The sequence below is a fragment of the Actinotignum sanguinis genome (genome assembly GCF_030230305.1).
GTDB classification, from domain to species: domain Bacteria; phylum Actinomycetota; class Actinomycetes; order Actinomycetales; family Actinomycetaceae; genus Actinotignum; species Actinotignum sanguinis.
The window spans coordinates 120189-146128 of record NZ_JASPCQ010000002.1 but is presented as its reverse complement, the minus strand read 5'-3'; the positions used below and the strand labels follow the sequence as shown (position 1 = coordinate 146128).

The window sequence follows — 25940 nt, the reverse complement described above, 5'->3', positions numbered from 1 at the left end:
GTATTTCACCTAGACTTTAGCGACCGGCGCCCCGAAGGCGCGTTGAGCTTTGCGAACAACTGGACTCCAGCAGGCCCTCGATCCGATCCAGGGCCTCCAGGGCGATAGCGCGCGGGGTGGCCAGCACCATGCGCGCCCACTGCTCAAAACCGGCGCCCGATGCCCGGCCGGGCGTGAGCGCCACCTGCGCCTGTTCCAGAATTGCGGCGACGGCGCCCTTCGGCTCGCGTCCCTCCCGGCGGGCACGTTCCTTCTCCGCGCGCACAAATTCCGCCTCGGAAAAATCAAGGAAAGCAATATAGGTGCCTTCCACGTGCGCCATGCGCACCCCGGGCCAGGTCTGCACCCGCTCTTCTACGACCCGCAGTGTTTCACCGATATAGGAGCACACCGCCCGATTCCAATCCCGGCCTTCCTCGAAAGCGATTTTGGTGGCGCGAGCTCCCAGCGTGGAAGTCGGAGAGCTCCACGCATTGGCATGGGGCGCGTAGCGGGCTGCGTCGTCGTCGTTATAAAAAATGAGCTGCGCGGCCTTGAGCCCGGGGATATTCCAGCCCTTCGTTGCGCTGGTCGCGGTGATGGTATGCGCGCGGGTGGCCGCGCTGCGCGGGCCGTAGGGAACGTAGGTGCCGTCGATAAGCACCGGGGCGTGAATACAATCCTCAAAAACGCGCGCGCCACGCCGTTCCACCACGGCAGCAAGCGCGTCAAGCTCCGCGCCACTCAAACAGCGGCCCGCCGGATTCCACGGGTTACACAAAATAAGCAGAGAACCGGGGGTGAGAGCTGCCTCTAATGCCTCCAGGTCCAGTTCCCAGCGGCCCGCGCGGAAAATCGAGGGAACTTGGCGCACCTCGCGCCCGTACTCTCCCGGAAGTGTGAGGAACGGCATATAGGCCGGAGTGGGGACGATAACCGGGGCATCCGGGGCTGTGAACTGCGTGATTGTGATCCGCAAGGCGCTAAGAACCTCGGGAATAAGGAACATGCGCTCGGGATCGGGCGCTGGGCCGAATTGGCCGAGCCAGTCGGAAACCGCGTTCATAATCCCCGGAATTTCGCGGGGTGGGAGGTAGCCGAGGGCGCCGCGCTGCGCTGCATTCACCAGGTAATCGCGGATTTCCGGTGCGATTCCCAGATCCATTTCGGCCACCCACATGGCGATAGCATCCCCGAACGCGGACCATTTATGCGAGCCCTGCGCGATGAGATCAGAGACGGTGCGAGTGTCGAAATCATATGTCATATCCGTAGCGTATCCTTAACCCATCATGGCTATCACAACTGCTACCGGACGCGAGATCCGAGTTCGTTTCTGTCCCTCACCCACCGGCACCCCGCATGTCGGTATGGTACGCACCTGCCTCTTTAACTGGGCCTACGCCCGGCACGTAGGTGGAACTTTCATTTTCCGTATTGAAGATACCGATGCAGCCCGTGATTCTGAAGAGTCGTATCACCAGATTCTTGATTCCCTGCGCTGGCTCGGGCTGGACTGGGATGAAGGTGTAGAGGTGGGCGGCCCGCACGGTCCCTACCGGCAGTCCCAGCGCGGTGATATCTACCGCAAGGTCGCGGCGCAGCTGCTGGAGCGCGGTTACGCCTACGAATCTTTCTCCACCCCGGAGGAAATCGAGGCGCGCCACCGGGAACGCGGGGAGGATCCCAAGCTCGGGTACGACGGCTATGACCGCAACCTCACCGAAGAACAGAAGGCGGCCTACCGGGCCGAAGGGCGCGAACCGGTGCTGCGTATGCGCATGCCCGATGAGGATATTACGTTCACGGATGTTATCCGCGGGGATATCACTTTCCGGGCCGGCTCCACCCCGGATTACGTGATTGTGCGCGCCAACGGGGATCCGCTGTACACCCTCACGAACCCCATCGATGATGCCCTCACGGAAGTGACGGACGTGCTGCGCGGGGAAGATCTGCTTTCTTCTACGCCGCGCCAGATCGTGCTCTATCGCGCCCTCGAAGAACTGGGAATCGCGAAGTGGACTCCGCGTTTCGGGCATATGCCTTATGTGATGGGGGAGGGGAATAAGAAGCTCTCCAAGCGTGATCCGGAATCGAATCTGCTTCTCCACCGCGAACGCGGCATGATCCCGGAGGGCCTGCTCAACTACCTGGCCCTGCTCGGGTGGTCATTCTCCGCTGAGCGCGATGTGTTCAGCAAAGAAGAACTTGTGGAGCATTTCGATATCCACAACGTCAACCCGAATCCGGCACGTTTTGATGATAAGAAGTGCGTGGCCATTAATGCGGACCATATCCGCCTCCTTGAGGTGGCGGATTACACCCGGCGCCTGGTTCCCTACCTCAGCGATGTACTCAGTGCTTCCACCTATGAGGAGCTCACGGATCGCGAACGGGAGATTCTTGATGCGGCGGCGCCGCTGGCGCAGACCCGCATGCAGCTGCTGGGAGAGGCCCGGGATCTGCTCGGCTTCCTGTTCGTTGACGCCGCGGGGCTTGAATACAACGAAAAAGCGCTATCCAAGCTGCGCGATTCGGCGCCCGAGGCATTGCGGGGAGCTCGCGAAGCGTTGAGCGGCCTGGATGATTTCACGCCGGAAGCTATCAAGCCCGCTCTTGATGCGGCGCTGGTGGAGGGGCTCGGTATCAAACCGCGTTTCGCCTTCGGCCCGCTTTTCGTGGCGATGACGGGTACGAATGTGTCCATTCCTGTTATTGACTCCATCGCGATCCTCGGGCGTGAGGAAGCGGTGCTCCGAATTGACCAACTCCTAGAGAAAATTTCCGGGTAGTTCAGATACGAACGTGGAGGGCCGCGATGGTGGTATGTACGACGCCGCTGCCGCGGCCCGCCGCGTCTTTTCCCGCGCCGGGAACCTACCTGCGTGCCTGGGGAAGGGCCTGGGAGCGGGTAGGTGCAGGCGCACGTGACTACGCGGGTGCGGGTGAAGCCCTGGGCGCGCGCGTGGGTGAGGGGGCGTGTGACCGGGTATTCTTCGAGCCCCTCACCATGGATGATGGCAGCGTGGAGAGCGTTCCGCGGGTGGGGCTATTCGGTGCTGAAATTCCCCAACCGTCCTGGCCGCTGGCTGAGTTGGGCCGTTTCCAGCGAGCTAACCTGGCGCTGGGCGAGTTCTCTATCCATTTTGCTTTTAACGCGGATATTGAGCGTGTTCTTGCCGCGGATTGGGCGTTGAGCACGGAGGAAGCCGCTGCGCGGGATTGCGTACTCGAAGGGCGCATCCCGCCCGAATGGGAGGTGGGTTTCCGGCCTGCGCAGTTACTCTTCCACGAGGTCGCATTGCCGAGCAGGCGCCGCAGTCACCGTTCGCGCCGCAGCCGTGCTCCGCTTGACTGGGAGATAAGTTCGCAGATCATCGAGATCCTGGGCCCGTCAGATAGTCCGGCGTGCCCGGAGGACTACCTCGCCTTCAGCTACCTCAGCTTCGACGTAGGCGATTTCTTCGCCGGTCACCCCCTCGGTGAGCTCTCCAGCACCTGGTCATTTTTCGGCGACGACGCCGGCGACTACCCCCATTCCAGCCTGGCCCGTACCGCGGTTCCGGATACGGCCGAGCCGGATCCTTCGCGGATCTATCGGATTGTTACCGCGGCTGACTGGGTGAACTTGGTAGAGCGCTATCCGCTCCGGATTCCTCTGGATCGGACATGGAGTCCGGATACTCTCGGTGGTCTGGATACCTACACGGTCAATTGGGCGCGGGCGCGCCGCGATTACGACGCCGTTGACATCACCATCGCCGGGGCCGTGCGCACCATGTTTTCTCCCCTGCCCGCGTGCGATGGCTACACAATGCTGACCGGTTGCACGCCGGGTTCCCGCATCTGGCTGCGGGTACCGGAAGTTTTGCGGGAGGAAGCTGGGCGGCAGGGGCGCGTGCGTGAATGGTAGCTGCAGGTTTCGGCCTCGCTTATGCGGGTGCAGTTAGAGCGGGTGTGCTGCGTGAACCGAGGCCGGTTGAGAACGTGGTGCGTCACACGTTCAGCGGATTTGCCAGCTCGAGGAGATTCCACTAAGCTTTTTATCTGTCGTCCTCGGGAGCGTAATGATTCTGAGGTCCACACCCTTGGGGTATGGTGTAATTGGCAACACAGGTGATTCTGGTTCATCCATTCTAGGTTCGAGTCCTGGTACCCCAGCGATGATGCTTCTAGCATCCTCATAGGCCCCGTTCGTCTAGCGGCCTAGGACGTCGCCCTCTCACGGCGGTAACACCGGTTCAAATCCGGTACGGGGTACAGCACAAGGCGGGAAAGCTTCGGTTTTCCCGCCTTGAGTCGTCTCGCCGCGACGATGCGAATGACGTTTTCAGCAACCGAAATGAACGGTATTTTTGTTGTCATTCCAGGGGGGAAAGCGCGGGTTGGAGACATCATTTTTCCATTAACTCCCTATTTGCACAGCGCAATGTTTCGATTAGGCTGGGGTCATACGGATGGAGGTGTCACCACATGATTATCCGAGGAAGCTATACAAGTCTCGACCAAGTGCTCGCTCGTCAGAACGAGATTTTGGACGAACTACGCACCACCCGCGAGGACTATAACGAAAGAGCGGAAAACTACTGGATGAACGACAAAGAGGCTGCACTACGTCCAGAGTTTGAAGCGCTCGAAGGCTTTGTGGAGTTTTACCGCGAAGAAGAGCTGAAGGAAAAAGAACTTGCAGCGGTCGGACGTTCTTAGTGAAAAGGTGCAGCAATTCGCCGGCGATATCATCGGAGTCGCACTGCTATTTGATGATAACTTCACCTTCGTAACGGACGAAGCAAAGGGCTATCGGCAGTCGACTCAGCGCATACAAGGGACTGTTGGTATCCAGTTGGATCATATGCGCCTGTATCTGGAACTCGACTACAGTCTCTTTCTCTCTCACCTTGAGCAGTTTTTAACGGTGGGGCAGTCTAGTTTTATATTGCGACTGCACTCGAAAAGAAGCGAACCCATGATTCGATGGGGCCGTAGGCGGCAAGGGCATTATGCAGCGCACCGCACCCTTGCTACCGCCCGCAAGAATGACGGATCGCGCATGAGCCGGGTTTCCCATTCCCCGCGCCCCGCCCCACTATCCTCGCGGGCCGGAGTAAAGACCACCTGGATTGCCGGGCCGGCACATTCCTCCAACGCGCTAAGGTACGCGTGGCGCAAGTCCCCGTAACTATCCGCGGGGAACTCCGGCGGGAAGAAGACGACGTCGTCCGGAAGTAGCACCCCAAGAGCATCAGCACGTTCCACGCGCCGGGCGTGCGCAGCCGCGACTTCCGCATCGGTACCGGAGTTCGCGTGCCACCCGGAGCCCTCCCCGGCACCCGCAGCACGATCCGCCAGGTAACGCGAGGCGGCAAGGAGTGGATCGCCCCGACGCGCGTAACGCAGCGGCACGCCAACGCGCGCGCAAAACTCCAAGGCACAATCAATAACCAGGCCGCGTCCGCGAAAATCGTAACCGTAACGCGGCCCCGCAATCCCCGCGGGGCGATACCCGCGATCCTCCATCCAGGAGAATTGCGCCGCTAATTCCGCGAGGATATCTTCGTGCACGAGTGGCGGGGGAGCGGCGTTTTTTTCCGCGGATAGGTAGCGGCCGGCGCGGTCCGTCAAACTTGAGGCATGTGCGGCGACGGCGCGCCACGGCGCCCCGGGCCCCTGTGAACTAATGGCGAAACTGAGCAAAATCCGCCCGGGATCGATGCCGACGGCCGCCAAAGCCCGCAGCGCATGATCTGCCGCGGGAGCGGCAACCAGGAGCGTGGCGCAGCTGGCATGCCCGCGTTCAAGCATCTCAATAATGAGGTTGTTCAGCGCACGATTGCGCCCCAGTCCATCGGCGCACACCGCGACGGTGCGGGCCGATGAGCTGGGCTGGGATGCAATCATGTCGCCAAAATATCCATTTCACGTTACCGAAATATGAACAAAAAATGAATGGGAGTCCGCGCGGTGGCTGCGCGGGATCGGAAGCGTTAGTATTCGAGGTTATCGCGCCCGGGCAGCCAGGTGTTCCCCTTCTTGCCCCAGCCGTGCTCACGCTTAGCACGTTTGGCAGCGGCTTCCTCGCGCCCCGTGAGCCGATCCACGTACAAATGCCCGGTGAGGTGGTCATATTCGTGCTGGAGAATACGAGCGAACCACCCGGTTGCCTCGATTTCGTAATGCTCGCCCTTTTCGTTTTGCGCCCGCAGCAAAGCGTGCGGAGAACGGGCCAGGGGATACTGTTCGCCCGGGAAGGACAGGCAACCTTCTTCGAAAGGCTCTTCATCCGGATTCACAGGTTCAATAAACAGCGTGGGATTAATCGCGACGCCGCGTTCGGGAGCCTCATCCTGATCGGCGTAAACCCACACGAAAATCTGCTTGCCAATACCGACCTGCGGCCCGGCCAGCCCGACTCCGGGAGCCGCCACGGTGGTCTCATACATATCTTCGACCAGCTGTGCCAGTTCCTCGTTAAACTCCGTAATGGGTTCGGCCGGCCGATGCAGAACAGGATCGCCGGTGATGTAAATAGGAAGAATAGCCATGCTTTAGTTTAAGGCCCGGGCGCGCCCAGGCAAAGAGCATTCCGTTCCGCGTGCTTTTTCTGTCGGAGGTGGGCGCTAAGCTGACGCTAGGAAAAGGAACGACGGCGCACCTACCCGCCGCGGGTGGGATGCTCAATCAATGGAACTCCGCTGTGGGGCATCTTCCGTAAGAAAGTGAGGGCTTATGCGCATCGCGCTCGTCTCGGATTGCTTCCTCCCGCGCCTGGGCGGGATCGAAGCACAAACTCGCGATCTTGCCCTAGCCTTACAGGCCGCCGGCCACCGGGTGTTGGTGATCACCGCCACCCCGCGTGATACCCCACCGGTTCCCGGGATCCCAGAAGATCGGGATATCGTGGCGGGTATTCCCGTCCAGCGCATTACTTCAGCGCTCTTCGGTAACCTCCCGGTATCCCCGGGGCACGGCGCCCAGCTGCGTGCTTCTATGCGCGGGGCGGATGTGGTGCATATTCAAGCCGGAGTTGTTTCGCCTTTTGCCTGGGCGGCTATGCGCATCGCCGCGGCGGACGGCATCCCCACTACCGTTACCTGGCACTGCGTATTGGATCCGGTGGAAAAGCTGCTTGCCCCGCTGCGCCGGGTTACGGCGCGTGGCGTCGTCCATAACGCGGTATCCACGTGGGTGGCCGGGCAGGTCCACCGGGCAGTAGGTGGTGAAGTGAAAGTTATTCCCAACGGTGTAGATCTGGGGGAATGGCGCACGGTTGCCGCCTACCGGCTCGCACATCTGGGCACTCCCGCGGCCTCGCATACGCTCGGGGTGGCTGGCGTTGCCGGGGGAGCTGGCACTGCCGGGGGAGCTGGCACTGCCGGGGGAGCTGGCACTGCCGGGGCTGCGGGCCGGAAGAATCACCCCGGCTCACCAGTGGAGGTTGTGGCCGCCCGGCGTCTGGCCCCGCGCAAACGCAACGCTGCCCTCATTGACTGTGTGGCAGGTGCGCGCCAGCTGACCGGGCGGGATATCCACCTCACGATTTACGGGGATGGCCCGTTACGCTCCCAATTGGAACGGCGCGGGCGCGCCTACGGGAATCCGGGTCCCGGGGAAGGTTGGCTTCATCTTCCCGGTCGCACGGATCGGGCCGGCCTCATGGATGCCTACCGGCACGCGGATATTTATCTCACTAGCTCGCGCCGTGAGGCATTCGGCATTGCCACCCTGGAAGCGCGGGCAGCCGGGCTGCCCATTATTTCTCCGGCGGGCACCGGAGCTGATGATTTCCTCGAGGATGGGCGTTCAGCACTCCTGGCAGAAACGGATGCGGATATGATCGCGCAGCTGGCCCGCCTGGTAGAAGATACTGCGCTGCGCACCCGCATGGCCCACCACAATGCAAGCGTGGCGCCCGGATACGGCTGGGAGGAGGTGATTCCTCTGGTGCTGGCCGAATATGACCGGGCTATCCGGAACAGCGGCGGGCGGCGTTAGGTGGCTACTCGTTAATACCTTCGGTTGTTTGAAGAACATCGGTGAGGCGCCCGGCTGCGGCCACCACCGCTGCGGAATGCACCCGCCCGGGCTGGCGGCCCATCCGCTCCAACGGTCCAGAAATTGATACGGCGGCAATAACCCGCCCGCTCGGCCCGCGCACGGGCGCGGAAATAGAAGCCACGCCGGCCTCGCGTTCGCCCACACTTTGCGCCCAGCCACGCCGACGCACCGCGGAAAGATTCGTGGCCGTAAATGAGGCACCCTGCAACCCACGATGTAATTGATCGGGTTCCTCCCAGGCGAGCAGCACCTGGGCTGCCGAGCCGGCTTTCATTGAGAGGGAAGCGCCCACCGGGATGGAATCGCGCAGGCCCATGGTGCGTTCGGCATTCGCCACGCAAATACGCTGGTCGCCCTGGCGCCGGTAGAGCTGAGAAGATTCCCCGGTATGGTCGCGCAGCGCGATGAGTACCGGATTTGCCGCGGCGATGAGCCGGTCTTCACCGGTGGCGGAGGAGAGCTCGCCCAGGCGTGGCCCCAAAGAAAAACGCCCTTCGTTATCGCGGGAAACGAAACGGTGATATTCCAGGGCGACGGCCAGGCGATGCGCCGTCGGCCGCGCTAAATGGGTGGCGGTCACCAATTGCGCTAGTGTTTGCGGGCCCGCCTCGAGAGCATCGAGCACGGCGGCAGCCTTATCGAGAACGCCCACACCACTTCCCTCCGGGGCGGGCGCAGGCTGAGCGTGAGGAGAATCAACCATACCGAAATTTTCTCATCTCAATAAGTGAGATGCAAATGTCCACACTGTGGTGCCGCGCGCAGTGCTGCGGCTTCGGGGTACGTGGCGAAAACCGCTGCGGATTGCTGTGGAGTTCCGTGGTTGCTGCATGGCGCTAGTACAATGTCCGCATTGTGAGAATTTCGTCTTGCCATGTGGACGAAACTCGGTAGAGTGATCCGCGGACCACCGCAACCGATCACCGTTGGAAAAGTAAAAAGTAACCGCAAGAAGAACCCGGGAAAAGTTCCCGGGAGGGAAAGAGGAGGTGCAGGGATGGGGCGCACGCTCGCGGATAAAATCTGGGACGCCCATCTGGTACGGCGTGGCGCGGAAGGCACGCCCGATCTTCTTTACATCGACCTGCATCTCATCCACGAAGTGACCAGCCCGCAGGCCTTTGACGGGCTGCGTCTGGAAGGGCGGCCGGTGCGCTGCCCGGATCGTACCGTCGCCACGGAGGACCACAACGTTCCCACCATTGATATTGATCGTCCCATCGCGAATACCACTTCGCGTAAACAGGTAGAAGCGCTGCGCGCTAACGTCGCGGAGTTCGGCATCCCCATTTATTCGCTAGGGCACGCGGATCAGGGAATTGTGCACGCCGTTGGCCCCCAGCTGGGCCTGACACAACCGGGTATGACGATTGTGTGCGGGGATTCCCACACCTCGACCCACGGCGCTTTCGGCTCCATCGGGATTGGTATCGGCACCTCGGAAGTTGAGCACGTCCTCGCCACCCAAACCCTGCCTCTCCAGCGCTTCAAAAATATGTCGATTACCGTCAACGGCACTCTGCGCGAAGGGACAACCGCGAAAGACATCATCCTCGCCGTCATCGCCAAGATCGGAACGAACGGAGCAGCCGGGCACATTATTGAATATCGCGGGGAAGCAATCCGAGCTCTGTCCATGGAAGCGCGCATGACGATCTGCAATATGTCTATCGAGGCCGGGGCGCGCGCCGGCCTCGTTGCCCCGGATGCTACCACGGTGGAGTATGTGCGCGGGCGCCCGCACGCCCCGCGCGAGGATGCCTGGGATGCCGCGGTAGCCTACTGGTCCACGCTCTACACAGATCCGGATGCGCATTTCGATACAGAAGTGGTTCTGGAGGCCTCCGACATTGAGCCTATTGTCACGTGGGGTACTAATCCCGGGCAGGGGGTGGCGCTGTCCGGCGTCGTTCCTCATCCGGAAACACTGCCGGAAGAAAAAGAGCGCCAAGCAGCGCGTGAAGCCCTCGACTATATGGATTTGCGGCCGGGCACGCCCATGCGCGATATTCACGTGGATACCGTCTTCATCGGTTCGTGCACGAACGGGCGCATTGAAGATCTGCGTTCGGTGGCCGCGGTGTGGCGCGGGCGCCACAAAGCCAAAGATGTGCGCGTCATGATCGTGCCGGCTTCGGCGCGGGTACGCCTCCAAGCCGAAGCCGAAGGGCTGGATGAAATTTTCCGGGCTTTCGGTGCTGAATGGCGCAACGCGGGCTGTTCCATGTGCCTGGGCATGAATCCCGATCAACTCACGCCCGGCCAACGCTGCGCCTCGACGTCGAATCGTAATTTCCGCGGTCGGCAGGGCCCGGGCGGGCGCACCCACCTCGTTTCCCCGCTGGTGGCTGCCGCTACCGCGGTCACCGGCCATATTTCCCATCCCGCCGACCTCACGCCGGTGGCTGCTCTCGCCCCGGTTGCGGGCGCGGGTACCGTATCGGCCGCGGTTCATGCCGCACCGGCCGCGAGCCGCGCCGCCCGCTCGTAGAACGTAGAAAGAACACACCCGTGGAGATTTTCACCCAGCACACCGGCATCGGCGTTCCCCTGCGCGAAAGCGCGGTCGATACCGATCAAATCCTGCCTGCCCGCTACCTCAAACGCATCACCAAAAGCGGGTACGAGGACGCGCTTTTTCACGAACGGCGCAAAGACCCCGCTTTTATCCTCAACCAGATCCCGTACGCGGCCGGTTCGATTCTGGTGGCCGGGCGGGATTTCGGCACCGGTTCCTCGCGTGAACACGCCGTGTGGGCGCTGCGCGATTACGGTTTCCGTGCCGTTCTCAGCCCGAGGTTCGGTGATATTTTCCGCGGCAATATGGGAAAACAGGGCCTGGTTGCAGGGCAAATTAGCGACGACGCCGCCACCCGGCTATGGGAACTCTTAGAAGAAAAGCCGGGCCGGGAGCTGACCGTGGACCTAGAAGCTCGCGAAGTGTGCTGCGCGGATACCACCTACCCCTTTGAGATTGATCCCTACACCCGCTGGCGCCTTATGGAAGGCCTGGATGATATTGCCCTGACCTTGCGTGATATCTCCCTCATTGAGGAATACGAAGCCCGCCAACCGGGTTTTACCCCGCGTACCCTGCCGCAGCGGCACCTTCCTGAGGTGCCGGTACAGTCGGCGCGCCTGGATCCAGATTCGCCGGTATAAGGCCACCCGCGGGGTGGCGCACCCCACCCGGATATCCTCATAACTCCGGAAACCGGCCGCGGGCCGGTATGCTGGCTGGGTACCTGTGACACGCGAGAAAGGCGGAGAGTATGGTGTCCCAACTTGTGGTTCGCGGAGGAGTCCCCCTGAGCGGTGAGATTACTGTGCGCGGCGCAAAGAATTTTGTGTCGAAATCCATGGTTGCTTCCCTGCTCACCAAAGAAACGTCCGTGCTGCGTAATGTGCCGCAAATCCGTGACGTCACCGTGGTTTCGGAGCTGCTGGGCCTGCACGGTGTGGCGGTCAATTACCAGCCGGAAGCCGGAACCGTGGACATCACCCCCGGCGATATTCACCTGCCTCACGACCCGCACGAAGTGAATGCGCTGGCCGGTTCCTCACGTATCCCCATTCTTTTTGCGGGTCCGCTGCTGCACCGCCTGGGCGAAGCGTATATTCCGGACCTGGGCGGCTGCCATATCGGCTCGCGGCCCGTTGATTTCCACCTGCGTGTCCTGGAGGAATTCGGCGCGAAGCGCGTGCAGGAAGAAACCGGAATGCACCTGGTGGCGCCCAAGGGCTTGCGGGCCAAGCCGGTGCGCCTGCCCTATCCCTCGGTAGGGGCTACCGAACAGACTCTCCTCACGGCCGTGATGGCGGAGGGAGTGACGGAGCTCTCCAATGCCGCGGTGGAACCCGAGATTATGGATCTCATCGCGGTGCTCCAGAAAATGGGCGCGATTATTTCCGTGGATACTGATCGTGTTATTCGCGTGGAAGGCGTGGATGAACTAGTTGGTTATTCGCACACCTCGCTACCTGACCGCATCGAAGCGGGATCCTGGGCGGCGGCGGCGCTAGCCACCGGCGGGGATATTTTCGTACGCGGGGCCGAACAGCAGTCGATGACGTCCTTCCTCAACCTCTTCCGTAAAGTCGGCGGCAAATTCGATGTGCGTGACGAGGGCATCCGCTTCTGGCACCCGGGTGGCGCCCTGCAATCCGTATCTTTTGAAACAGATGTGCACCCCGGTTTCATGACCGACTGGCAGCAGCCGCTCGTCGTCGCCCTTACCCAGGCCGAAGGCATGTCCATCGTCCACGAAACCGTCTACGAAAACCGGTTCGGCTTCACCGAAGCGCTGCGGGATATGGGCGCCAATATCCAGACCTATCGCGAATGCTTGGGCGGGCACGAATGCCGTTTCGGGCAGCGTAACTTCTACCACTCGGCTGTTATCCAGGGACCCACCCCGCTGCGGGCCACCGATATTGTGGTTCCCGATCTGCGCGGGGGATTCTCCCACCTCATTGCCGCACTGGCGGCCGAAGGAGAATCGCGGGTATCCGGGGTGGATATTATCGACCGTGGCTACGAAAAGTTCCTGGATAAACTCCAGGCCCTGGGAGCGGATGTTACGCCGCTGGACGCCTAGTTATTGGCAACGTCAATCTAGTTATTGGCAACGTCAATAACGACCCGTTTGGGGCTCTCCAGTACCTGAACCCGGTAGGGGCGATCCTTATCCAGCCCGATATGCACCTGGTGCATGCCTTCAAAAGCGTGTTCCACATGAACACCCTGGACCGCTTTCGCACCTCCGAGGTTTGCAACGGAGAGATCCGCAGCCTGAGATGGATCTTCCGGGTAGGTGACCCCGGAAATGCTCAGGGTGAGGAAACGCTTGCCCGGAATATCTAGGGGGCGCCCGGAACCATCCTGAATGGCTTCATCTCCGAAGAAACTGAACCATTCCAGATCGGCGTCGCTGTCATATTCCACGACCACGCGATCCCAACCCTCATGGCCGGCCACCCGCACCGCGGTGGGCACCGCGGAATTCTCGGTCAGCTTGGGATAATTCGGTGATTGCGAGTCCCCTTCAATAAAGCCCTTGAGGGAGGCTTGCGCGTCCTTGGGTGTAAGGCTGGGGGACTGGCTGGCCGCCGGAGCCGAAGCTGAGGCGCTCGGGGTAGTGGGCGCGGTGGAAGTATCGCTCACCGGGGCGCCTTTCCCGGTCCCGGAGCAACCGGCCAGCGTGAGGGCGGCAGCGCCTGCGAGCAGGAGAAACGACTTCATTGTGTTCTGTGTCATATGTTTACTGTAGTAGGCCGCGCCCGGGTTTGTCACCTTGCCGCGCGCCCCGGCGTACTACCCTGGGTACAGCACTGAGTAGAAAGGTGTCCATTCGTGGCCACACATCACGTCGCCCTCATCTACGGGGGCGTGTCCGGAGAACACTCCGTCTCTTGCCTGACCGCGGCTTCTGTTTTGGGAGCCATCGACCCGGAGCGCTACACCGTCATCCCCATCGGAATCACCACCGAAGGAATCTGGGTTCCCATGAGCACAGAGGAGGTGGCAGCCGGTGCGGAAGTGAAGTATCGCGGGGAACGCGTGCTGGCAGATTTTGGACCCGGAGGCGGTTTCGTGGTGCGCGGGGAAGCCGGCACCTCACGCAGCCTCGGGCCTATCGACGTCGCCTTCCCGCTCCTGCACGGTCCCTTCGGTGAAGACGGCACCATCCAGGGCACCTTCGAAATGATGGGTATTCCCTACGTGGGTTGCGGAGTTTTCGCCTCCGCAGCGGCTATGGATAAGCACTATATGAAACTGGTGCTGGAATCGGCCGGTCTTCCGGTTGCTCCCTATGTACTTGTGGAACCGCAGCGGTGGAACTGTGACCCGGCCGGTGTGCGCGCGGAAGTTGCCGAACGTTTACAGCTCCCTGTTTACGTCAAACCAGCCCGCGCGGGATCTTCGCTGGGAATCACGCGGGTGGCTGAGCTTTCGCAGCTCGACGCCGCCATTGCCACCGCGCGCGCCGTCGACCCCAAAGTTATTGTGGAAACAGGAATCCCCGGCCGTGAAATCGAATGCGCCGTTCTCGGCGGGCGTGGCGGAGCCGCCCCCCGGGCCTCCGTGCTCGGGGAGATCGTGCTGGATGTGCAATGGTATGACTACGCCACGAAATACGTGGCAACCGAGGGGTTCCACATGGAGATTCCCGCGGCTCTCCCGGATGCGGACGCGGAGAAGATGCGGAGCCTGGCGCAGCGCGTTTTCGAAGTATTCGAATGCGAAGGCATGACCCGCGTGGACTTCTTCTACACCGCCACCGGGGCCATGTACGTCAATGAACACAACACAATCCCCGGATTCACGGCGGTGTCTATGTACCCGATCCTGTGGGAGAAAACCGGCCTGAGCTACCGCGAGCTTATTTCCGAACTTATTGACCTCGCCCTCGCGCGCGGGGTAGGGCTGCGCTAAATGGTGGGCAGCCACGAAACTCAGGGGCCGGGTGCCGGTGCGGATGGTACCGGGGGCCGTTTCGCCGGCGGCACTGCCGGGCGGGTGCCCGGACCGCTGGTACGTGACCTGAGCGAAGCGGAGCTCCTCGCCCGGATTGTCCCGCTACTCCCGCGCGGAGAAACAACAATCGTTCCTAGCGGGGATGATAGTGCCGTGCTCGGCCTGAGCGACGGTCGGGTCACGGTCTCCACCGATATGCTCGTGGAGGGGGTGCATTTTCGGCGGGATTGGTTCAACGGACGCGATGTGGGGTGGCGGGTCGCCGCCCAAAATATCGCTGACGCTGTTGCGATGGGGGCGCGGCCGCGTTCCCTCGTGGTCGCCATGGAGCTGCCGGGGGATGTTCCGGTGGCTTGGGTAGCGGATATCGCGCGCGGGCTTGCGGAATATTGTGGCCCGCTCGGGTGTGGGGTCGACGGCGGAGACCTCGTGAGCGGGAGCCATATCGCCATCAGCGCGACTATTCTGGGCGATCTAGAAGGACGCACCCCGCTGCGGCGCTCGGCGGCAGCACCAGGGCAGCCGCTTATCCACTGCGGGAACCTCGGGCGTGCAGCCGCCGGTTTTGAACTCCTCAACCGCGGTTTTGCACCGGATCGGGGAGCTTTCCCGGATGCCGCAACCCGTCTCATGCAGGATTTCCTGCGCCCGCGCCCGCCTGTCCCCGCGGTGCTCAGCGCGGTGCGCGCCGGATTGCGCGGGGCGATGATGGACGTTTCTGATGGTTTGATTCGTGACGCCCAGCGTATCGCCGCTGCCTCCGGGGTACATATCGATATTCATTCCGAAACTCTGAACCGCCACGCTCAGGATCTTCTTGAGGTGGCCCGCCACCTGGGGCGTTCGGACCCGCTCGAGTGGGCTTATGACTGCGTTCTTAGCGGTGGAGAGGACCACGGTTTTCTCGCCACCATGGACGTGAGCCCGGAACGAGCCTGGGGGGCGCGCATCCCGCATCTCCCGGAAGGATTTAGCCTTATTGGAACAGTGGAAGCCGCGCATCCGGCTGGTCTGGTCACCGTGGACGGGCGAGCCTGGAATCGGGGGAACGGCTGGGATCATTTTCGCCGCACATCACAAACGTTGAATTAGGGTGGAACCGTAATAAAATTCTTTTTGCGCGAAATAGGGACGTTTTCCCCTGGATTGTTATGCTGCCGCTCGTAAAAATAGAAAGTGGTGCGAGGCCCGCACCGCGTTAACTGGGAGCAAGGGTGCTCCCGCTGAAATAGGAGGAAAAAATGCGAGCAGCGACAGTTCGAGAACCCTCGGACGGCTACGTTGACATTAAGGACGTTGAACTGCGTCCCATCAAGGCCAACGAAGCACTCGTCGATATCGAATACTGCGGCCTGTGCCATACGGATATCCACGTGGCGCTCGGCGATTTCGGTGACGTGCCCGGCCGCATTATTGGCCATGAGGGCGTGGGCGTTGTGGAACAAATCGGTGAGGATGTCACCTCGCTGAAGGTCGGTGACCGCGTTTCGGTGGCCTGGTTCTTCCGCGGCTGCGGTCACTGTGAATACTGCGTGACCGGTGACGAAACCCTGTGTCGTAGCGTGGAAAACGCCGGCTACAGCGTTGACGGTGGCATGGCGGAAAAGTGCATCGTGGTGGCTGACTACGCCGTCAAGGTTCCCGATGGGTTGGATCCGGCCGAAGCTTCGTCCATTACCTGCGCGGGCGTGACCACCTACAAGGCTCTCAAGAATGGCAATATTCGCCCGGGGCAGTGGGTGGCTGTGTACGGCGCCGGCGGGTTGGGCAACCTGGCTATCCAGTACGCCAAGAATGTGTTCCGCGCCCGCGTGGTTGCCGTGGATATCAACGATGACAAGCTGGAATCGGCAAAGAAGGTCGGCGCGGACCTCGTGGTGAATTCCTCGGATATCAACTCCGGGGAATGGATCCAGAAGGAAGTTGGCGGCGTGGATGTTGCGGTGGTAACCGCGGTATCCCAGGTTGCTTTCGGCCAGGCTGTGGATGCGATGAAGGCCGCCGGTACCGTGGTGTGCGTGGGCCTTCCCAAGGGCACCATTGACCTGAATATTCACCGCACCGTTCTGGATGGCATCAAGGTGGTGGGCTCCCTCGTGGGCACCCGCCAGGACCTGGCTGAAGCCTTCGACTTCGGAGCCCAGGGCCTTGTCAAGCCGATTGTTGCTACCCGCCCGCTCGATGACATCAACGATATGATCGACGAAATGCTGGCCGGCAAGATCGAAGGCCGCATGGTTGTTGATTTCAAGAAGTAATATCCGTCAACGTCGCCTGACTAGTTAAACTGGAAGGCCGCACATCGCTAATGGATGTGCGGCCTTCCTGTGCTGGCTCTGGCTAACTCACGGGAGTGAGCCAGAACTCAGCGAAGCCACAGTACTTAGGCGGCGCGCTGCACCTTGCCGGCCTTGAGGCACGAGGTGCACACGTTGAGGCGCTTGGGGGCGCCCTTCACAAGCGCGCGAACACGCTGAATATTCGGGTTCCAGCGGCGGCTTGTACGCACGTGCGAGTGCGAGACGCTCTTCCCGAAGCCCGGGTGCTTGCCGCAGACGTCACAAACAGAAGCCACGGTGTTCTCCTTCGGTTGATCATGGATCCGCTCGCGCACCTGCCGCTGTTCGGTAGATACACCTGAGCGCATAGGAAAATTACAACTCCACTAGTATAGCGGTAAGCGGCTTACTTGCCAAAGGCTCCCTCCGTGGCGTAGGGCACGTGTAGCGGGGGCGGCGTCGTCGCCATCAACAATAATGCAGGGCCGTAACGTTGCGGGTGCGCACCACCGGCACCACCGTGAGCAGTGAGAAACAGCGTACCGCGCGGGACAGGGCGCCGTTAGGGAAAATATGGCGCGGGTGTTAATGTGAATGGTATGGACAGCGCGCAGGCGGCGGCACATACGCGAGGCGGTACCCCGGCCGTGGTATCGGATGGCTGGACCGCGTTGAGCGTGCCACTGGAACGTGCCCTCGGCAAACGCAGCGCCACCTCTTTCGCGCGGCTCGGCCTGCACACGGTGGGGGAGCTGCTCTACCACCTTCCTTTTCGTTACGCCCGGCGCGGTGAACTCCTGCCCATTGAACAGGTGCGCGAAGGCGAGGACGTCACCGTGATCGGCCGGGTGGTGAATGCAGAATTACGGCCCATGCGCGCGCGGCGCGGCTTTATCCTCTCCGTTCTGATGACCGACGGCGCCCGCGAACTCGGCCTCACCTTTTTTGCGAAGTCACAGCGGGTATTGGCCTACCACGAACGGCGCCTGCACCCCGGCACGGTCGCCACATTTTCCGGCACGGTGAGTTCCTACCGTGGCACGCTGCAACTCACCCACCCCGATTACGATCTGGTAGAGGATGAAGGGAGCGTTGACGTGGAGCGCCTGCGCCGGCCCATCCCCATCTATCACGCCAGCGCCGCGCTGCCCTCCTGGAAAATAGAACGGGCCGTCAGCACTGTTCTTACCGGGCTGACCAGCGCGGATGTTCCTGATTTGCTCCCCGCAGACTACCGGCACGCCCACGGCCTGCCCTCCCGGCTCGCGGCCCTACGCCGCGCCCATTGCCCTGAGGAACCCATCAGCGCAGCGCTCGCCCACCTGCCCTTCCGGCACGAAGAAGCCCTCGTGCTCCACACCGTCCTGGCCCGGCGCCGCGCCGCCCGCGCCGCACATCCCACCACCGCCTACCCGCAGCGCCGCGGAGGCATCCTGGACGCTTTCGACTCCCGCCTGCCCTTTGAGCTCACCGCGGGGCAGCGCGCGGTCGGCGAAGAAATCGCCGCCGATCTGGCGGGCACCACCCCGATGCAGCGCCTCCTCCAAGGAGACGTGGGGAGCGGGAAAACCGTGGTGGCCCTGCGCGCCATGCTCCAGGTGGTCGACGGGGGAGGCCAGGCCGCACTCCTGGCCCCCACCGAAGTGCTGGCCGCCCAGCACGCCCGCAGCGTGCGCGACCTGCTCGGGGATCTGGGCGCGGGCGGGATGCTGGGTGCTGCCGAACAATCCACCCGGGTGGAGCTCCTCACCGGTTCACTCACCGCCACCGAACGTCGCGCTACCCTGGCCCGGATCGCCTCGGGAGAAGCCGGCATTATTATCGGTACCCACGCGCTGCTCTCGGATACCGTCCAGATTCCTTTCCTCGGTCTGGCGGTGGTGGATGAACAGCACCGCTTCGGGGTGGATCAGCGCGATAGCCTCGCGCGTGGCGTGCACACCCTCGTGATGACCGCCACCCCTATCCCGCGCACCGTCGCCATGACGGTTTTCGGAGATATGGCCGTGTCTACCTTGCGTGAACTGCCCGGTGGGCGCGCCGGCGTGGGTACCGTCGTCGTTCCGGAAAACCGCGCGAGCTGGATCGCGCGCATGTGGTGGCGGGCCCGGGAAGAAATAGCGGGTGGCGGGCGTGTATACGTGCTCGCTCCCCGTATTAGTGAGGACGACGACGCAAGCCCGCCCGCGCAGGATTCGGGCGCGGAACATACGCTGGCCACGGTAACTGACCTGGCTGAACGCCTGCGCGCCCTTCCACAATTCGCGGGAATCGCGGTGGGAGAGATGCACGGGCGGTTGAGCGCGGCTGAAAAAGATGCCGCTATGGCAGATTTCGCGGCCGGGCGGGTCCCGGTGCTCGTCTCCACCACCGTTATCGAAGTGGGGGTGGATGTTCCGGAAGCCACCATGATGATCATTATGAATGCTGAACGTTTCGGGCTTTCCCAGCTGCACCAGTTGCGCGGACGCATCGGGCGCGGCAGCAAAGCGGGACTGTGCCTCGCGGTTAGTGGAGCCCCGGAAGGGAGCCTGGCCGCCGAGCGCCTCGCGGCTTTCGCCGCCACCACGGATGGCTTCGCTCTGGCGGAGAAAGATGTAGAGCTGCGTTCCGAAGGAGATGTGCTGGGGACTCGGCAGGCGGGAACCACCTCCCACCTGCGTTTCCTCTCCGCGGTGCGCGACGCTGATATTATCGCTACCGCGCGCGCCGTTGCCACCGACCTCGTGGAACGCGGTGCGGTGAGCGCGGAATTGGAGCGCGCCGCGGACGCATTGGATACCGAGCGAGCCACCTACCTGGAAAGGGGATAAGCAATGACACGTATTGTTGCCGGAACCGCCAAGGGGCATATTCTGCGGGTGCCGAGTTCGGGAACGCGCCCCACCTCGGAAAAAGCGCGTGAAGCAGTATTTTCCCGGCTGGACCACCGCGGTTTTATCGTCGATGGCGAAGTGCTCGATCTTTTTGCCGGTTCCGGTGCCCTGGGCTTGGAAGCGAAAAGCCGCGGGGCACGCGCCGTCGTTCTGGTGGAATCAGAAGGGCCTGCGGTCAGCATTATTCGCGACAACGCCGCCCGCGCCCACCTCGATGTGGCCGTGGTGCGGATGAAAGCGGAAAAGTACCTCTCCCAGGAACCTAATTATCGTTTCGACGTCGTCTTCGTGGACCCGCCCTATCGCTACACCGAAGAACAGATTACGAAAGTGCTCGACGGCCTCACCCCGCATGTAGCCGCGGACGCCGTCGTCGTTGTGGAACGCGATAGCTCCTCACCGGAACCCAGCTGGCCGCAAGGATGGGAACTGGATGATTCGCGCCGGTACGGAACCGCGACGTTGTGGACGGCGCAGCGCAGCGAGAGCACGCTGTAATCGCGCGTCGACTAGGCCGAGCGCCTCAGGAAAGATTAGGCTATAACTATGACGCTTGCAGTCTGCCCCGGGTCCTTCGATCCCGTCACGTTTGGACATCTCGACGTTTTTGCCCGCGCCGCTTCCCTCTTTGACGAGGTTGTTATTCTGGTCGCGCATAACTCTTCGAAAAATCCGCTTTTTTCACCGCGGCAACGCGTGGAGTTCATTCGCGAAGAAGTGCGCCACATGACCAATGTGCGGGTGGAGGATTTCGGCGGGCTGCTGGTGGATTTTTGCCGAGATATCAGGGCGGATGCCATCGTCAAAGGATTGCGCTCCGCGGTGGATCTGGATGCGGAATACCCCATGGCGCTCATGAACCGGGAAATATCGGGAATCGAAACGGTGTTCCTGGTGGGGGATCCGGCGAAAGGCCATATTGCCTCCTCGCTGGTTAAAGATGTGGCACGGCACAAAGGTGACGTGCGGAGTTTCGTTCCCGCGCGGGTGGCGCGGGCTTTGGAAGAGGAGATGCAATGACTCACGATACGCGCGGGGAATCGGTGGTGGAGATCCTCGATGAGCTCCTCGCCCTGGTGGATAATGCACGTTCCATCCCTATGTCCGCCTCGGTGATGATCAACCAGTCCGAGGTGCGCGACCTGCTCCAGTTGGCCCGCGATGCGGTGCCCGATCAGGTGCTTCGCGCCGACGACGTGCTGGCCGATATTGATTCGGTGCGCGCCTCCGGGCGCCAGGAAGCCGCGAGCATTATTGCCTCGGCCCGCCAGGATGCAGAAAATATTGTGGCGGAAGCACGCGCCCAGGCCAGCCGGCTCGTCTCCAATGACGCCATCACCATTGCGGCGCGCTCCACCGCCGCGCGGATCGAGGACGAAGCCAAGCAGAAGGCCGAACGGCTGCGCGAAGGTGCCAACCACTACTCCGATTCCACCCTCGCTAATTTGGAAGGCCAGGTGAACGGGGTCGCGGCTGCGCTTGAAGAGGCCGTGCGGGCCGCGCACGAAAAAATGGATGCGGCCCTTGCCCAGATTTACGCGGGCCGGGAAGTCCTTGCCAGCCGCCAAGAAACCACCGACGCTGTTTTTGATCATTCCGAGGAGGAATAGTGGACCTTCGTAGTCCTTTTGTTGTCTCGCTGCACGATTTACCGCGTAGCGACGGCTCCCTTATGCCGGTGCGGGAAAGCTTCGCGGCGCCCGCGGATATGGGTATCGAGCTCATGGCCGTCCCAACCGGATCCGAACTTGACGTGGATCTTAACCTCACCTCGGTATCCGAAGGCGTCTATATTGGCGGGCAGGTGCATTTCACCGTGGAGGGCCAGTGCTCACGCTGCCTGCGCGATATCCACGAAGAACGCACCCAGGAAGTATCCGATCTGGCCTACTACCCGCAGCGGCGTGCCGAACTCATTGCCGAAGGGGATGAGGACGCAGAAGAACACCCCGTCATTGAAGATGACCACGTGGATCTGGAACCGGTGCTCCGCGATGCCATTGTGCTCAACCTGCCCTTCCAACCCCTGTGTTCACCCACCTGCCAGGGCCTGTGCGCCGGATGCGGGGAGCGCCTGGAAGATTTGCCTGCGGGGCACCATCACGAGGCACCCGCCCTGCACTCGGACGCCCTGGACGCGCTGGAAGCCCAGCTGCGGGCACAGGAGTAAGCATGGCCTATCGTGAATTAGTGGAACAGTGGGGAATCGACCTGCCCCGGCCCTTGCTGCGCCGCGCCCTCACGCATCGCAGTTTCGCTTTCGAACACGACGAACCCCATAACGAACGCCTGGAATTCCTAGGCGATTCCATCCTGGGTCTCATCATCGCGGAGAAAGTATTTCGGGAATACCCCGATGCTTCCGAAGGCGATATGTCGCAGATGAAAACCTATGCGGTTTCTGAGAAAGCCTTGGCCGATGTGGCGCGGCGGATCAACCTGGGTGATTCCCTGCGCCTGGGGCGCGGTGAGGACCGCTCGGGTGGGCGTAACAAGGATTCCATCCTCTCCGATACGGTGGAAGCCCTGATTGCCGCAACTTATCTGGAACACGGAATGGAACCCACCCGCGAGATCGTGGACCGGCTCCTCGATTCCAAGATTAAAGATGCCTCGGTGCTGGGCCCGAACCTCGATTGGCAAACGAGTTTCGAAGAGCTCGCGCACGGCCTGGGCTGGGAGGGCACCATGGAGTTCGAGTTGAGCTCCACCGGTCCCGACCACGCGCGGGTTTTCACCGCGGTGGCATCGATGGCCGGGCGCGAATGGGGGAGCGGCGAAGGAAGCTCGCAGAAGAACGCGCGCCACGCCGCCGCCGAAGCGTCCTACCGGATTCTCGCGGATCTGATTGAGAAGGGTGAGGCGAAGCCGGCTGCTGGGGGCAATGGGAACAACGGCGCAGGTGGGAACGACGGCGCAGCTCCCGGCGCGGGTGCATCTGCCACGCCCGGCGCGGCTGAGTAGGTCGGCGTGCCCGAACTTCCCGAAGTTGAATCAATCCGGCGCGGGCTCGCCGAACACCTCACGGGCCGGCGCATCCTCACCGCGCAAGCGTTCGGCACCCGCGTGACCCGCCGAGCCCCGCAGGGCCTAGAAGCCGTGGAGGGGCGCACCGTGCGGGCGGTGGTACGGCGCGGGAAATTCCTGTGGTGCGATGTGGGGGAGGACCTCGCCCTCCTCGCCCACCTGGGCATGTCCGGGCAGTTTCGGGTAGATGAACCGAGCGGGAACAGCGATACCGGCGGGGAACGGCGCCACCTGCGGGCCCGATTCAAACTTGATAACGGCCGTGTTCTCGATTTCGTGGACCAGCGTACTTTCGGCTACCTGGCACCGGTCGCTTTCCGGCCCACCGCTGATGGCGGGCCGGGCGGAGCGGGATCTAAGCGCGCCGTCGTACCCGTGCCCGTGGCTCATATTGCCCGCGACCTGCTCGATCCTTATCTAAATGAAACGGCGCTGCTGGGCGTTCTCACCACCACGCGGCGCGCGATGAAACGGGTGCTCCTCGACCAGGAGATAATTTCCGGCATCGGCAATATTTACGCCGATGAAATGCTTTACCGGGCGCGTATCCACCCGGAAGCCACGGCGCTCACGGCCACGGCAGCGCGCGAGCTGCTGAACGCCGGGCGCGCGGTACTCAACGCCGCGCTGGCCGCCGGCGGAACATCCTTTGACCGGCTCTACGTGCATGTCAACGGGGAGAGCGGATATTTTGAGCGGTCCTTGCAGGCCTACGGGCGGGCCGGGCAGCCCTGCGCGCGCTGCGGAACCCCGTTGCAGAAAATTATCCTCGGGGGACGTTCCACCACGCTGTGCCCGGTATGTCAAGTCGCTCCGATTGGGTAGAATAAGGGCGGATTATTGACCGATGATGGCGATGCAAACAAAGGAGGGCCGGCGCGTGGCACAAAATATTCGCGTCATGATTATTGATGATCATGAAGTGGTACGGCGGGGAATCATTGAGGTGGTTGACCGTTCTGAGGGCCTCGAGGTGGTTGCCGAAGCCGGATGCGTAGAAGAAGCGGTGCGGCGCGGCGGTCTGGTGCTCCCTGATGTTGCGCTGGTAGACCTGCGGCTTCCGGACGGCACCGGAATCGATATTATTAATCAGTTCCAGGAGGTCAGCCCGGATACCAAGTGCATCGTCCTCACCTCCTTTGATGACGACGACGCCCTTTCCGAATCCCTCAATGCCGGCGCGAAAGCTTACCTCTTGAAGTCGGTGCGCGGGGCGGAAATTTCGGACAATATCAAGGCCGTGGCCGAAGGGCGTGTTCTTCTTGATGAGCGCACGGTCTCACGGCGGCGCGCTGATCACGATGATCCCACCGCGGATCTCACCCCCTCGGAACGCAATGTTCTTGAGTTGATCGGGGATGGGCTGTCCAATCGGGAAATCGGTGAGCAGCTCGGGGTTGCGGAAAAGACGGTGAAGAACCACATCACTTCGCTGCTGTCCAAGATGGGCCTGCAGCGGCGCACCCAGGTTGCCGCGTGGGTGGCCGGCCAGCGCGCCACCGGGTGGCGCAACCAGTAGGCACACCTTTTTACCCGATGAGTCAGGTACCTGCCTAGCCGTCGATGAGGGCCCGCCAGCGCACCACCGTACCGCTCTGACTGCCCGGTGCAATGGAGAAAGTACCGTGGTGGCGCCGGGCCCGAGCCGCAAGATTAGAAAGGCCTGACCGCCGGCTCAATTCACCAATGCCCACGCCATCATCGGCAACTTCCACGCTAATATCGCGCTCGGTAACGGTAACCGTGACGGTGATGGTATGGGCGTGGGCGTGGCGCACCGCATTGGAGAGGCATTCGCGTACCACGGCGATAACATCGTCGCTAATATCAGAGCCGATAGCGTCATCAATTTCGGTGTGGGTACCGCTATCAATATCTTCGCCCCGCACGCTAATACGTAGGCTCGGGGTGAAACCGAGCTGCGCCGTCACGGAACTAACTTCACGGCGCAGGCGTGAAACCACCGGAACCGAGGTATCGGGGCCGCGCAGCGAGTAAATAATCTGGCGGATCTGCGCCACGGATTCGTCAATAGATTCGATGGCGTTATCGAGGGTGTCGAGCACGTTATCGGCCACCGCATCCTCGGTTGCCAGATCATCACGCAGCGCGGACAGGCGCATCCCGGAAGCGAAGAGCTGCTGGATCGCGAAATCGTGCAGATCGCGCGAAATACGGGAGCGTTCTTCCAGCTGCGCAGATTGGGCTTGTACGTAGCGCGCGTCGGCCAGCTCCAGAGCGAGGGCTGCTTGATTCGCCACGCTTTCCGCCATCGTCAAATCGACCATGTCGAATTCTGCTCGCCCGCGCACCCGAGCCAGAATGATAACGCCGCGCGCGGTATCCCCGCCGGCCATCGGCGCGTAAAGAAGCGGGCCGAAACGGCCGAGTGGATTATTGGGGGAAGGTGGCGCGGTGCTTGTATCAATAATGCGGCCGAGCCCGCTTTGGGCCACCGCCCGCGCCCGGGAATCCCGCCCGAACGTGGTGCCCACCAGGTCCTGCCCGACCTCGCCCGCCACAAATTCACAGGCCCAGGTATCAGCCACCGAGGGGAGAATAATAAGGGCCAAATCGGCATCCGCAACCCGCCGCATTTCGGTGGCGATGAGCTGGAGCGCTTCCTCTTCATCGCTTCCTTGCAGCAGCGCAATAGTGATGCGCCGCGAGGCGGAGAGCCATTGCGCACGGGAATTCGATTCCTCGTACAGGCGTGCATTTTCGACGGCGATGGTAGCGGCGCGCGCCAAAAGCGCGATGAGGTTGATATCTGCTTCGCTGAAAGATCCGGGTTTATTGAAGAAGATGACTCGGGCGAGCACCCGATTCCCGGTCATGAGGCGTGAGGTGAGGAAATTTGTGATACCCGGGCCGTAGAGTCCATCCCGGTGGCTGGCAGCGGTCAGGGGAGTGCTTCCCGCGGCAGGTTCCGGGGTGATGCCGCTTGCATCATGCACGGCACTGACTGCCTCGGCACGATCCCACATGATGGTATCTTCGGTGCCCAGGGATTCAAGATCACGATCCAGGCTGGTGGGGGTGAGGCTGGCAGCTGCGGGGAGTGGCTGGCCCAGGGTGACGATGCTTGTCACCTTTTCCGCCGAATTGAACATGAGAACGGCGGCGCTAGACGCCCCGGTTAATTTCAATCCGGCGCCGGCCAAATTTTCGAGCACCTGGGTGCGATCCAGGCGCGCGGTCAACGCGAGCGCATTGAAAATAACCGTTGTGGTATCCAGCATC

Annotated in this window: 25 protein-coding genes and 2 tRNA genes; 20 read left to right on the top strand and 7 right to left on the bottom strand. The window is 62.0% G+C overall.

Annotated features, from left to right (window positions below):
- Positions 1 to 16: 16 nt before the first annotated feature.
- Positions 17 to 1246, bottom strand: a complete 1230-nt coding sequence (locus QP828_RS01855; RefSeq protein WP_274733811.1) for a MalY/PatB family protein — start codon at positions 1244 to 1246, stop codon at positions 17 to 19.
- A 25-nt stretch (positions 1247 to 1271) separates the two neighbouring features.
- Between QP828_RS01855 and gltX the strand changes: the two genes are divergently transcribed.
- The 5 genes from gltX (at position 1272) to QP828_RS01830 (ending at position 4689) form a co-directional block, all read left to right on the top strand.
- Complete coding sequence (gene gltX, locus QP828_RS01850) at positions 1272 to 2774, top strand: glutamate--tRNA ligase (protein WP_126135537.1); 1503 nt, start codon at positions 1272 to 1274, stop codon at positions 2772 to 2774.
- Between the two features lie 26 nt (positions 2775 to 2800).
- On the top strand, positions 2801 to 3895 hold the full coding sequence (locus tag QP828_RS01845; RefSeq protein WP_274733808.1) for a hypothetical protein: 1095 nt from the start codon (positions 2801 to 2803) through the stop codon (positions 3893 to 3895).
- Positions 3896 to 4071: 176 nt separating this feature from the next.
- A tRNA-Gln gene (locus QP828_RS01840) sits at positions 4072 to 4143 on the top strand.
- 26 nt (positions 4144 to 4169) lie between these two features.
- Positions 4170 to 4242 (top strand) — tRNA-Glu (locus QP828_RS01835).
- 213 nt (positions 4243 to 4455) lie between these two features.
- The gene (locus tag QP828_RS01830) at positions 4456 to 4689 is read left to right on the top strand and encodes a hypothetical protein (RefSeq protein WP_274733806.1); all 234 of its coding nucleotides are present in this window, start codon (positions 4456 to 4458) and stop codon (positions 4687 to 4689) included.
- 291 nt (positions 4690 to 4980) lie between these two features.
- On the opposite strand, the gene QP828_RS01825 is transcribed toward QP828_RS01830, so the two are convergent.
- Positions 4981 to 5880, bottom strand: a complete 900-nt coding sequence (locus QP828_RS01825) for a ChbG/HpnK family deacetylase (RefSeq protein ID WP_274733804.1) — start codon at positions 5878 to 5880, stop codon at positions 4981 to 4983.
- 86 nt (positions 5881 to 5966) lie between these two features.
- Positions 5967 to 6524, bottom strand: a complete 558-nt coding sequence (def, locus tag QP828_RS01820; RefSeq protein WP_126134559.1) for a peptide deformylase — start codon at positions 6522 to 6524, stop codon at positions 5967 to 5969.
- Between the two features lie 184 nt (positions 6525 to 6708).
- Here def and QP828_RS01815 point away from each other — a divergent pair, with 184 nt between their 5' ends.
- Positions 6709 to 7974, top strand: coding sequence for a glycosyltransferase family 4 protein (locus QP828_RS01815; RefSeq protein ID WP_274733801.1), 1266 nt, complete (start codon positions 6709 to 6711; stop codon positions 7972 to 7974).
- A gap of 4 nt (positions 7975 to 7978) precedes the next feature.
- Here the strand turns inward: QP828_RS01815 and QP828_RS01810 are convergent, their stop codons facing one another.
- The gene (locus tag QP828_RS01810) at positions 7979 to 8740 is read right to left on the bottom strand and encodes an IclR family transcriptional regulator (RefSeq protein ID WP_051278627.1); all 762 of its coding nucleotides are present in this window, start codon (positions 8738 to 8740) and stop codon (positions 7979 to 7981) included.
- 294 nt (positions 8741 to 9034) lie between these two features.
- Here QP828_RS01810 and leuC point away from each other — a divergent pair, with 294 nt between their 5' ends.
- From leuC to murA, 3 genes are all read left to right on the top strand, one after another.
- Positions 9035 to 10528 carry a 3-isopropylmalate dehydratase large subunit gene (gene leuC, locus QP828_RS01805; protein WP_274755659.1) on the top strand — a complete coding sequence of 498 codons (1494 nt, stop codon included), beginning with the start codon at positions 9035 to 9037 and terminating at the stop codon, positions 10526 to 10528.
- A 20-nt stretch (positions 10529 to 10548) separates the two neighbouring features.
- A complete protein-coding gene (gene leuD / locus QP828_RS01800; protein ID WP_274733795.1) occupies positions 10549 to 11199 on the top strand; it encodes a 3-isopropylmalate dehydratase small subunit in 651 nt (216 codons plus the stop codon).
- 110 nt (positions 11200 to 11309) lie between these two features.
- Positions 11310 to 12635 carry a UDP-N-acetylglucosamine 1-carboxyvinyltransferase gene (murA, locus tag QP828_RS01795; RefSeq protein WP_274733793.1) on the top strand — a complete coding sequence of 442 codons (1326 nt, stop codon included), beginning with the start codon at positions 11310 to 11312 and terminating at the stop codon, positions 12633 to 12635.
- 17 nt (positions 12636 to 12652) lie between these two features.
- Here murA and QP828_RS01790 read toward each other — a convergent pair whose 3' ends face one another.
- Positions 12653 to 13294, bottom strand: a complete 642-nt coding sequence (locus QP828_RS01790; protein WP_274733791.1) for an AMIN-like domain-containing (lipo)protein — start codon at positions 13292 to 13294, stop codon at positions 12653 to 12655.
- Between the two features lie 96 nt (positions 13295 to 13390).
- Between QP828_RS01790 and QP828_RS01785 the strand changes: the two genes are divergently transcribed.
- From QP828_RS01785 to adhP, 3 genes are all read left to right on the top strand, one after another.
- Positions 13391 to 14473: a D-alanine--D-alanine ligase family protein gene (locus QP828_RS01785; protein WP_274733789.1), complete on the top strand. Its 1083-nt coding sequence runs from the start codon at positions 13391 to 13393 to the stop codon at positions 14471 to 14473.
- Positions 14474 to 15607, top strand: coding sequence for a thiamine-phosphate kinase (gene thiL / locus QP828_RS01780; RefSeq protein ID WP_274733787.1), 1134 nt, complete (start codon positions 14474 to 14476; stop codon positions 15605 to 15607).
- Between the two features lie 149 nt (positions 15608 to 15756).
- Positions 15757 to 16773 carry an alcohol dehydrogenase AdhP gene (adhP, locus tag QP828_RS01775; protein WP_126134551.1) on the top strand — a complete coding sequence of 339 codons (1017 nt, stop codon included), beginning with the start codon at positions 15757 to 15759 and terminating at the stop codon, positions 16771 to 16773.
- A 125-nt stretch (positions 16774 to 16898) separates the two neighbouring features.
- Here adhP and rpmB read toward each other — a convergent pair whose 3' ends face one another.
- Entirely contained in the window at positions 16899 to 17090 is a 192-nt protein-coding gene (gene rpmB, locus QP828_RS01770) for a 50S ribosomal protein L28 (protein ID WP_016442917.1), read from the bottom strand.
- Positions 17091 to 17393: 303 nt separating this feature from the next.
- Here rpmB and QP828_RS01765 point away from each other — a divergent pair, with 303 nt between their 5' ends.
- The 8 genes from QP828_RS01765 to QP828_RS01730 all read left to right on the top strand — a co-directional run bounded on the left by QP828_RS01765 (position 17394) and on the right by QP828_RS01730 (position 24216).
- Positions 17394 to 19607, top strand: coding sequence for an ATP-dependent DNA helicase RecG (locus QP828_RS01765; protein WP_274733784.1), 2214 nt, complete (start codon positions 17394 to 17396; stop codon positions 19605 to 19607).
- Between the two features lie 3 nt (positions 19608 to 19610).
- Entirely contained in the window at positions 19611 to 20168 is a 558-nt protein-coding gene (gene rsmD, locus QP828_RS01760) for a 16S rRNA (guanine(966)-N(2))-methyltransferase RsmD (protein ID WP_274778239.1), read from the top strand.
- Between the two features lie 48 nt (positions 20169 to 20216).
- On the top strand, positions 20217 to 20690 hold the full coding sequence (coaD, locus tag QP828_RS01755; protein ID WP_126134549.1) for a pantetheine-phosphate adenylyltransferase: 474 nt from the start codon (positions 20217 to 20219) through the stop codon (positions 20688 to 20690).
- On the top strand, positions 20687 to 21280 hold the full coding sequence (locus QP828_RS01750) for a F0F1 ATP synthase subunit B family protein (RefSeq protein WP_016442913.1): 594 nt from the start codon (positions 20687 to 20689) through the stop codon (positions 21278 to 21280). The genes coaD and QP828_RS01750 overlap by 4 nt, the downstream gene beginning before the upstream one ends.
- Positions 21280 to 21840 carry a YceD family protein gene (locus QP828_RS01745; protein WP_126134548.1) on the top strand — a complete coding sequence of 187 codons (561 nt, stop codon included), beginning with the start codon at positions 21280 to 21282 and terminating at the stop codon, positions 21838 to 21840. The genes QP828_RS01750 and QP828_RS01745 overlap by 1 nt, the downstream gene beginning before the upstream one ends.
- Positions 21841 to 21842: 2 nt before the next feature.
- Positions 21843 to 22634, top strand: a complete 792-nt coding sequence (gene rnc / locus QP828_RS01740) for a ribonuclease III (RefSeq protein ID WP_126134547.1) — start codon at positions 21843 to 21845, stop codon at positions 22632 to 22634.
- A 6-nt stretch (positions 22635 to 22640) separates the two neighbouring features.
- Positions 22641 to 23522: a bifunctional DNA-formamidopyrimidine glycosylase/DNA-(apurinic or apyrimidinic site) lyase gene (gene mutM / locus QP828_RS01735; RefSeq protein ID WP_274755662.1), complete on the top strand. Its 882-nt coding sequence runs from the start codon at positions 22641 to 22643 to the stop codon at positions 23520 to 23522.
- A 76-nt stretch (positions 23523 to 23598) separates the two neighbouring features.
- Entirely contained in the window at positions 23599 to 24216 is a 618-nt protein-coding gene (locus QP828_RS01730) for a response regulator (protein ID WP_039899046.1), read from the top strand.
- Positions 24217 to 24250: 34 nt separating this feature from the next.
- Here the strand turns inward: QP828_RS01730 and QP828_RS01725 are convergent, their stop codons facing one another.
- Complete coding sequence (locus tag QP828_RS01725) at positions 24251 to 25939, bottom strand: GAF domain-containing sensor histidine kinase (RefSeq protein ID WP_274733777.1); 1689 nt, start codon at positions 25937 to 25939, stop codon at positions 24251 to 24253.
- Position 25940: the final 1 nt, after the last annotated feature.

Excerpts from the sequence above, each read along its gene's own strand:
- QP828_RS01855 (WP_274733811.1), bottom strand. The coding sequence starts at position 1,246 with ATGACATATGATTTCGACACTCGCACCGTCTCTGATCTCATCGCGCAG.
- gltX (WP_126135537.1), top strand. The coding sequence starts at position 1,272 with ATGGCTATCACAACTGCTACCGGACGCGAGATCCGAGTTCGTTTCTGT.
- QP828_RS01845 (WP_274733808.1), top strand. The coding sequence starts at position 2,801 with ATGGTGGTATGTACGACGCCGCTGCCGCGGCCCGCCGCGTCTTTTCCC.
- QP828_RS01830 (WP_274733806.1), top strand. The coding sequence starts at position 4,456 with ATGATTATCCGAGGAAGCTATACAAGTCTCGACCAAGTGCTCGCTCGT.
- QP828_RS01825 (WP_274733804.1), bottom strand. The coding sequence starts at position 5,880 with ATGATTGCATCCCAGCCCAGCTCATCGGCCCGCACCGTCGCGGTGTGC.
- def (WP_126134559.1), bottom strand. The coding sequence starts at position 6,524 with ATGGCTATTCTTCCTATTTACATCACCGGCGATCCTGTTCTGCATCGG.
- QP828_RS01815 (WP_274733801.1), top strand. The coding sequence starts at position 6,709 with ATGCGCATCGCGCTCGTCTCGGATTGCTTCCTCCCGCGCCTGGGCGGG.
- QP828_RS01810 (WP_051278627.1), bottom strand. The coding sequence starts at position 8,740 with ATGGTTGATTCTCCTCACGCTCAGCCTGCGCCCGCCCCGGAGGGAAGT.
- leuC (WP_274755659.1), top strand. The coding sequence starts at position 9,035 with ATGGGGCGCACGCTCGCGGATAAAATCTGGGACGCCCATCTGGTACGG.
- murA (WP_274733793.1), top strand. The coding sequence starts at position 11,310 with ATGGTGTCCCAACTTGTGGTTCGCGGAGGAGTCCCCCTGAGCGGTGAG.
- QP828_RS01790 (WP_274733791.1), bottom strand. The coding sequence starts at position 13,294 with ATGACACAGAACACAATGAAGTCGTTTCTCCTGCTCGCAGGCGCTGCC.
- thiL (WP_274733787.1), top strand. The coding sequence starts at position 14,474 with ATGGTGGGCAGCCACGAAACTCAGGGGCCGGGTGCCGGTGCGGATGGT.
- adhP (WP_126134551.1), top strand. The coding sequence starts at position 15,757 with ATGCGAGCAGCGACAGTTCGAGAACCCTCGGACGGCTACGTTGACATT.
- QP828_RS01765 (WP_274733784.1), top strand. The coding sequence starts at position 17,394 with ATGGACAGCGCGCAGGCGGCGGCACATACGCGAGGCGGTACCCCGGCC.
- rsmD (WP_274778239.1), top strand. The coding sequence starts at position 19,611 with ATGACACGTATTGTTGCCGGAACCGCCAAGGGGCATATTCTGCGGGTG.
- coaD (WP_126134549.1), top strand. The coding sequence starts at position 20,217 with ATGACGCTTGCAGTCTGCCCCGGGTCCTTCGATCCCGTCACGTTTGGA.
- QP828_RS01750 (WP_016442913.1), top strand. The coding sequence starts at position 20,687 with ATGACTCACGATACGCGCGGGGAATCGGTGGTGGAGATCCTCGATGAG.
- rnc (WP_126134547.1), top strand. The coding sequence starts at position 21,843 with ATGGCCTATCGTGAATTAGTGGAACAGTGGGGAATCGACCTGCCCCGG.
- QP828_RS01730 (WP_039899046.1), top strand. The coding sequence starts at position 23,599 with ATGATTATTGATGATCATGAAGTGGTACGGCGGGGAATCATTGAGGTG.
- QP828_RS01725 (WP_274733777.1), bottom strand. The coding sequence starts at position 25,939 with ATGCTGGATACCACAACGGTTATTTTCAATGCGCTCGCGTTGACCGCG.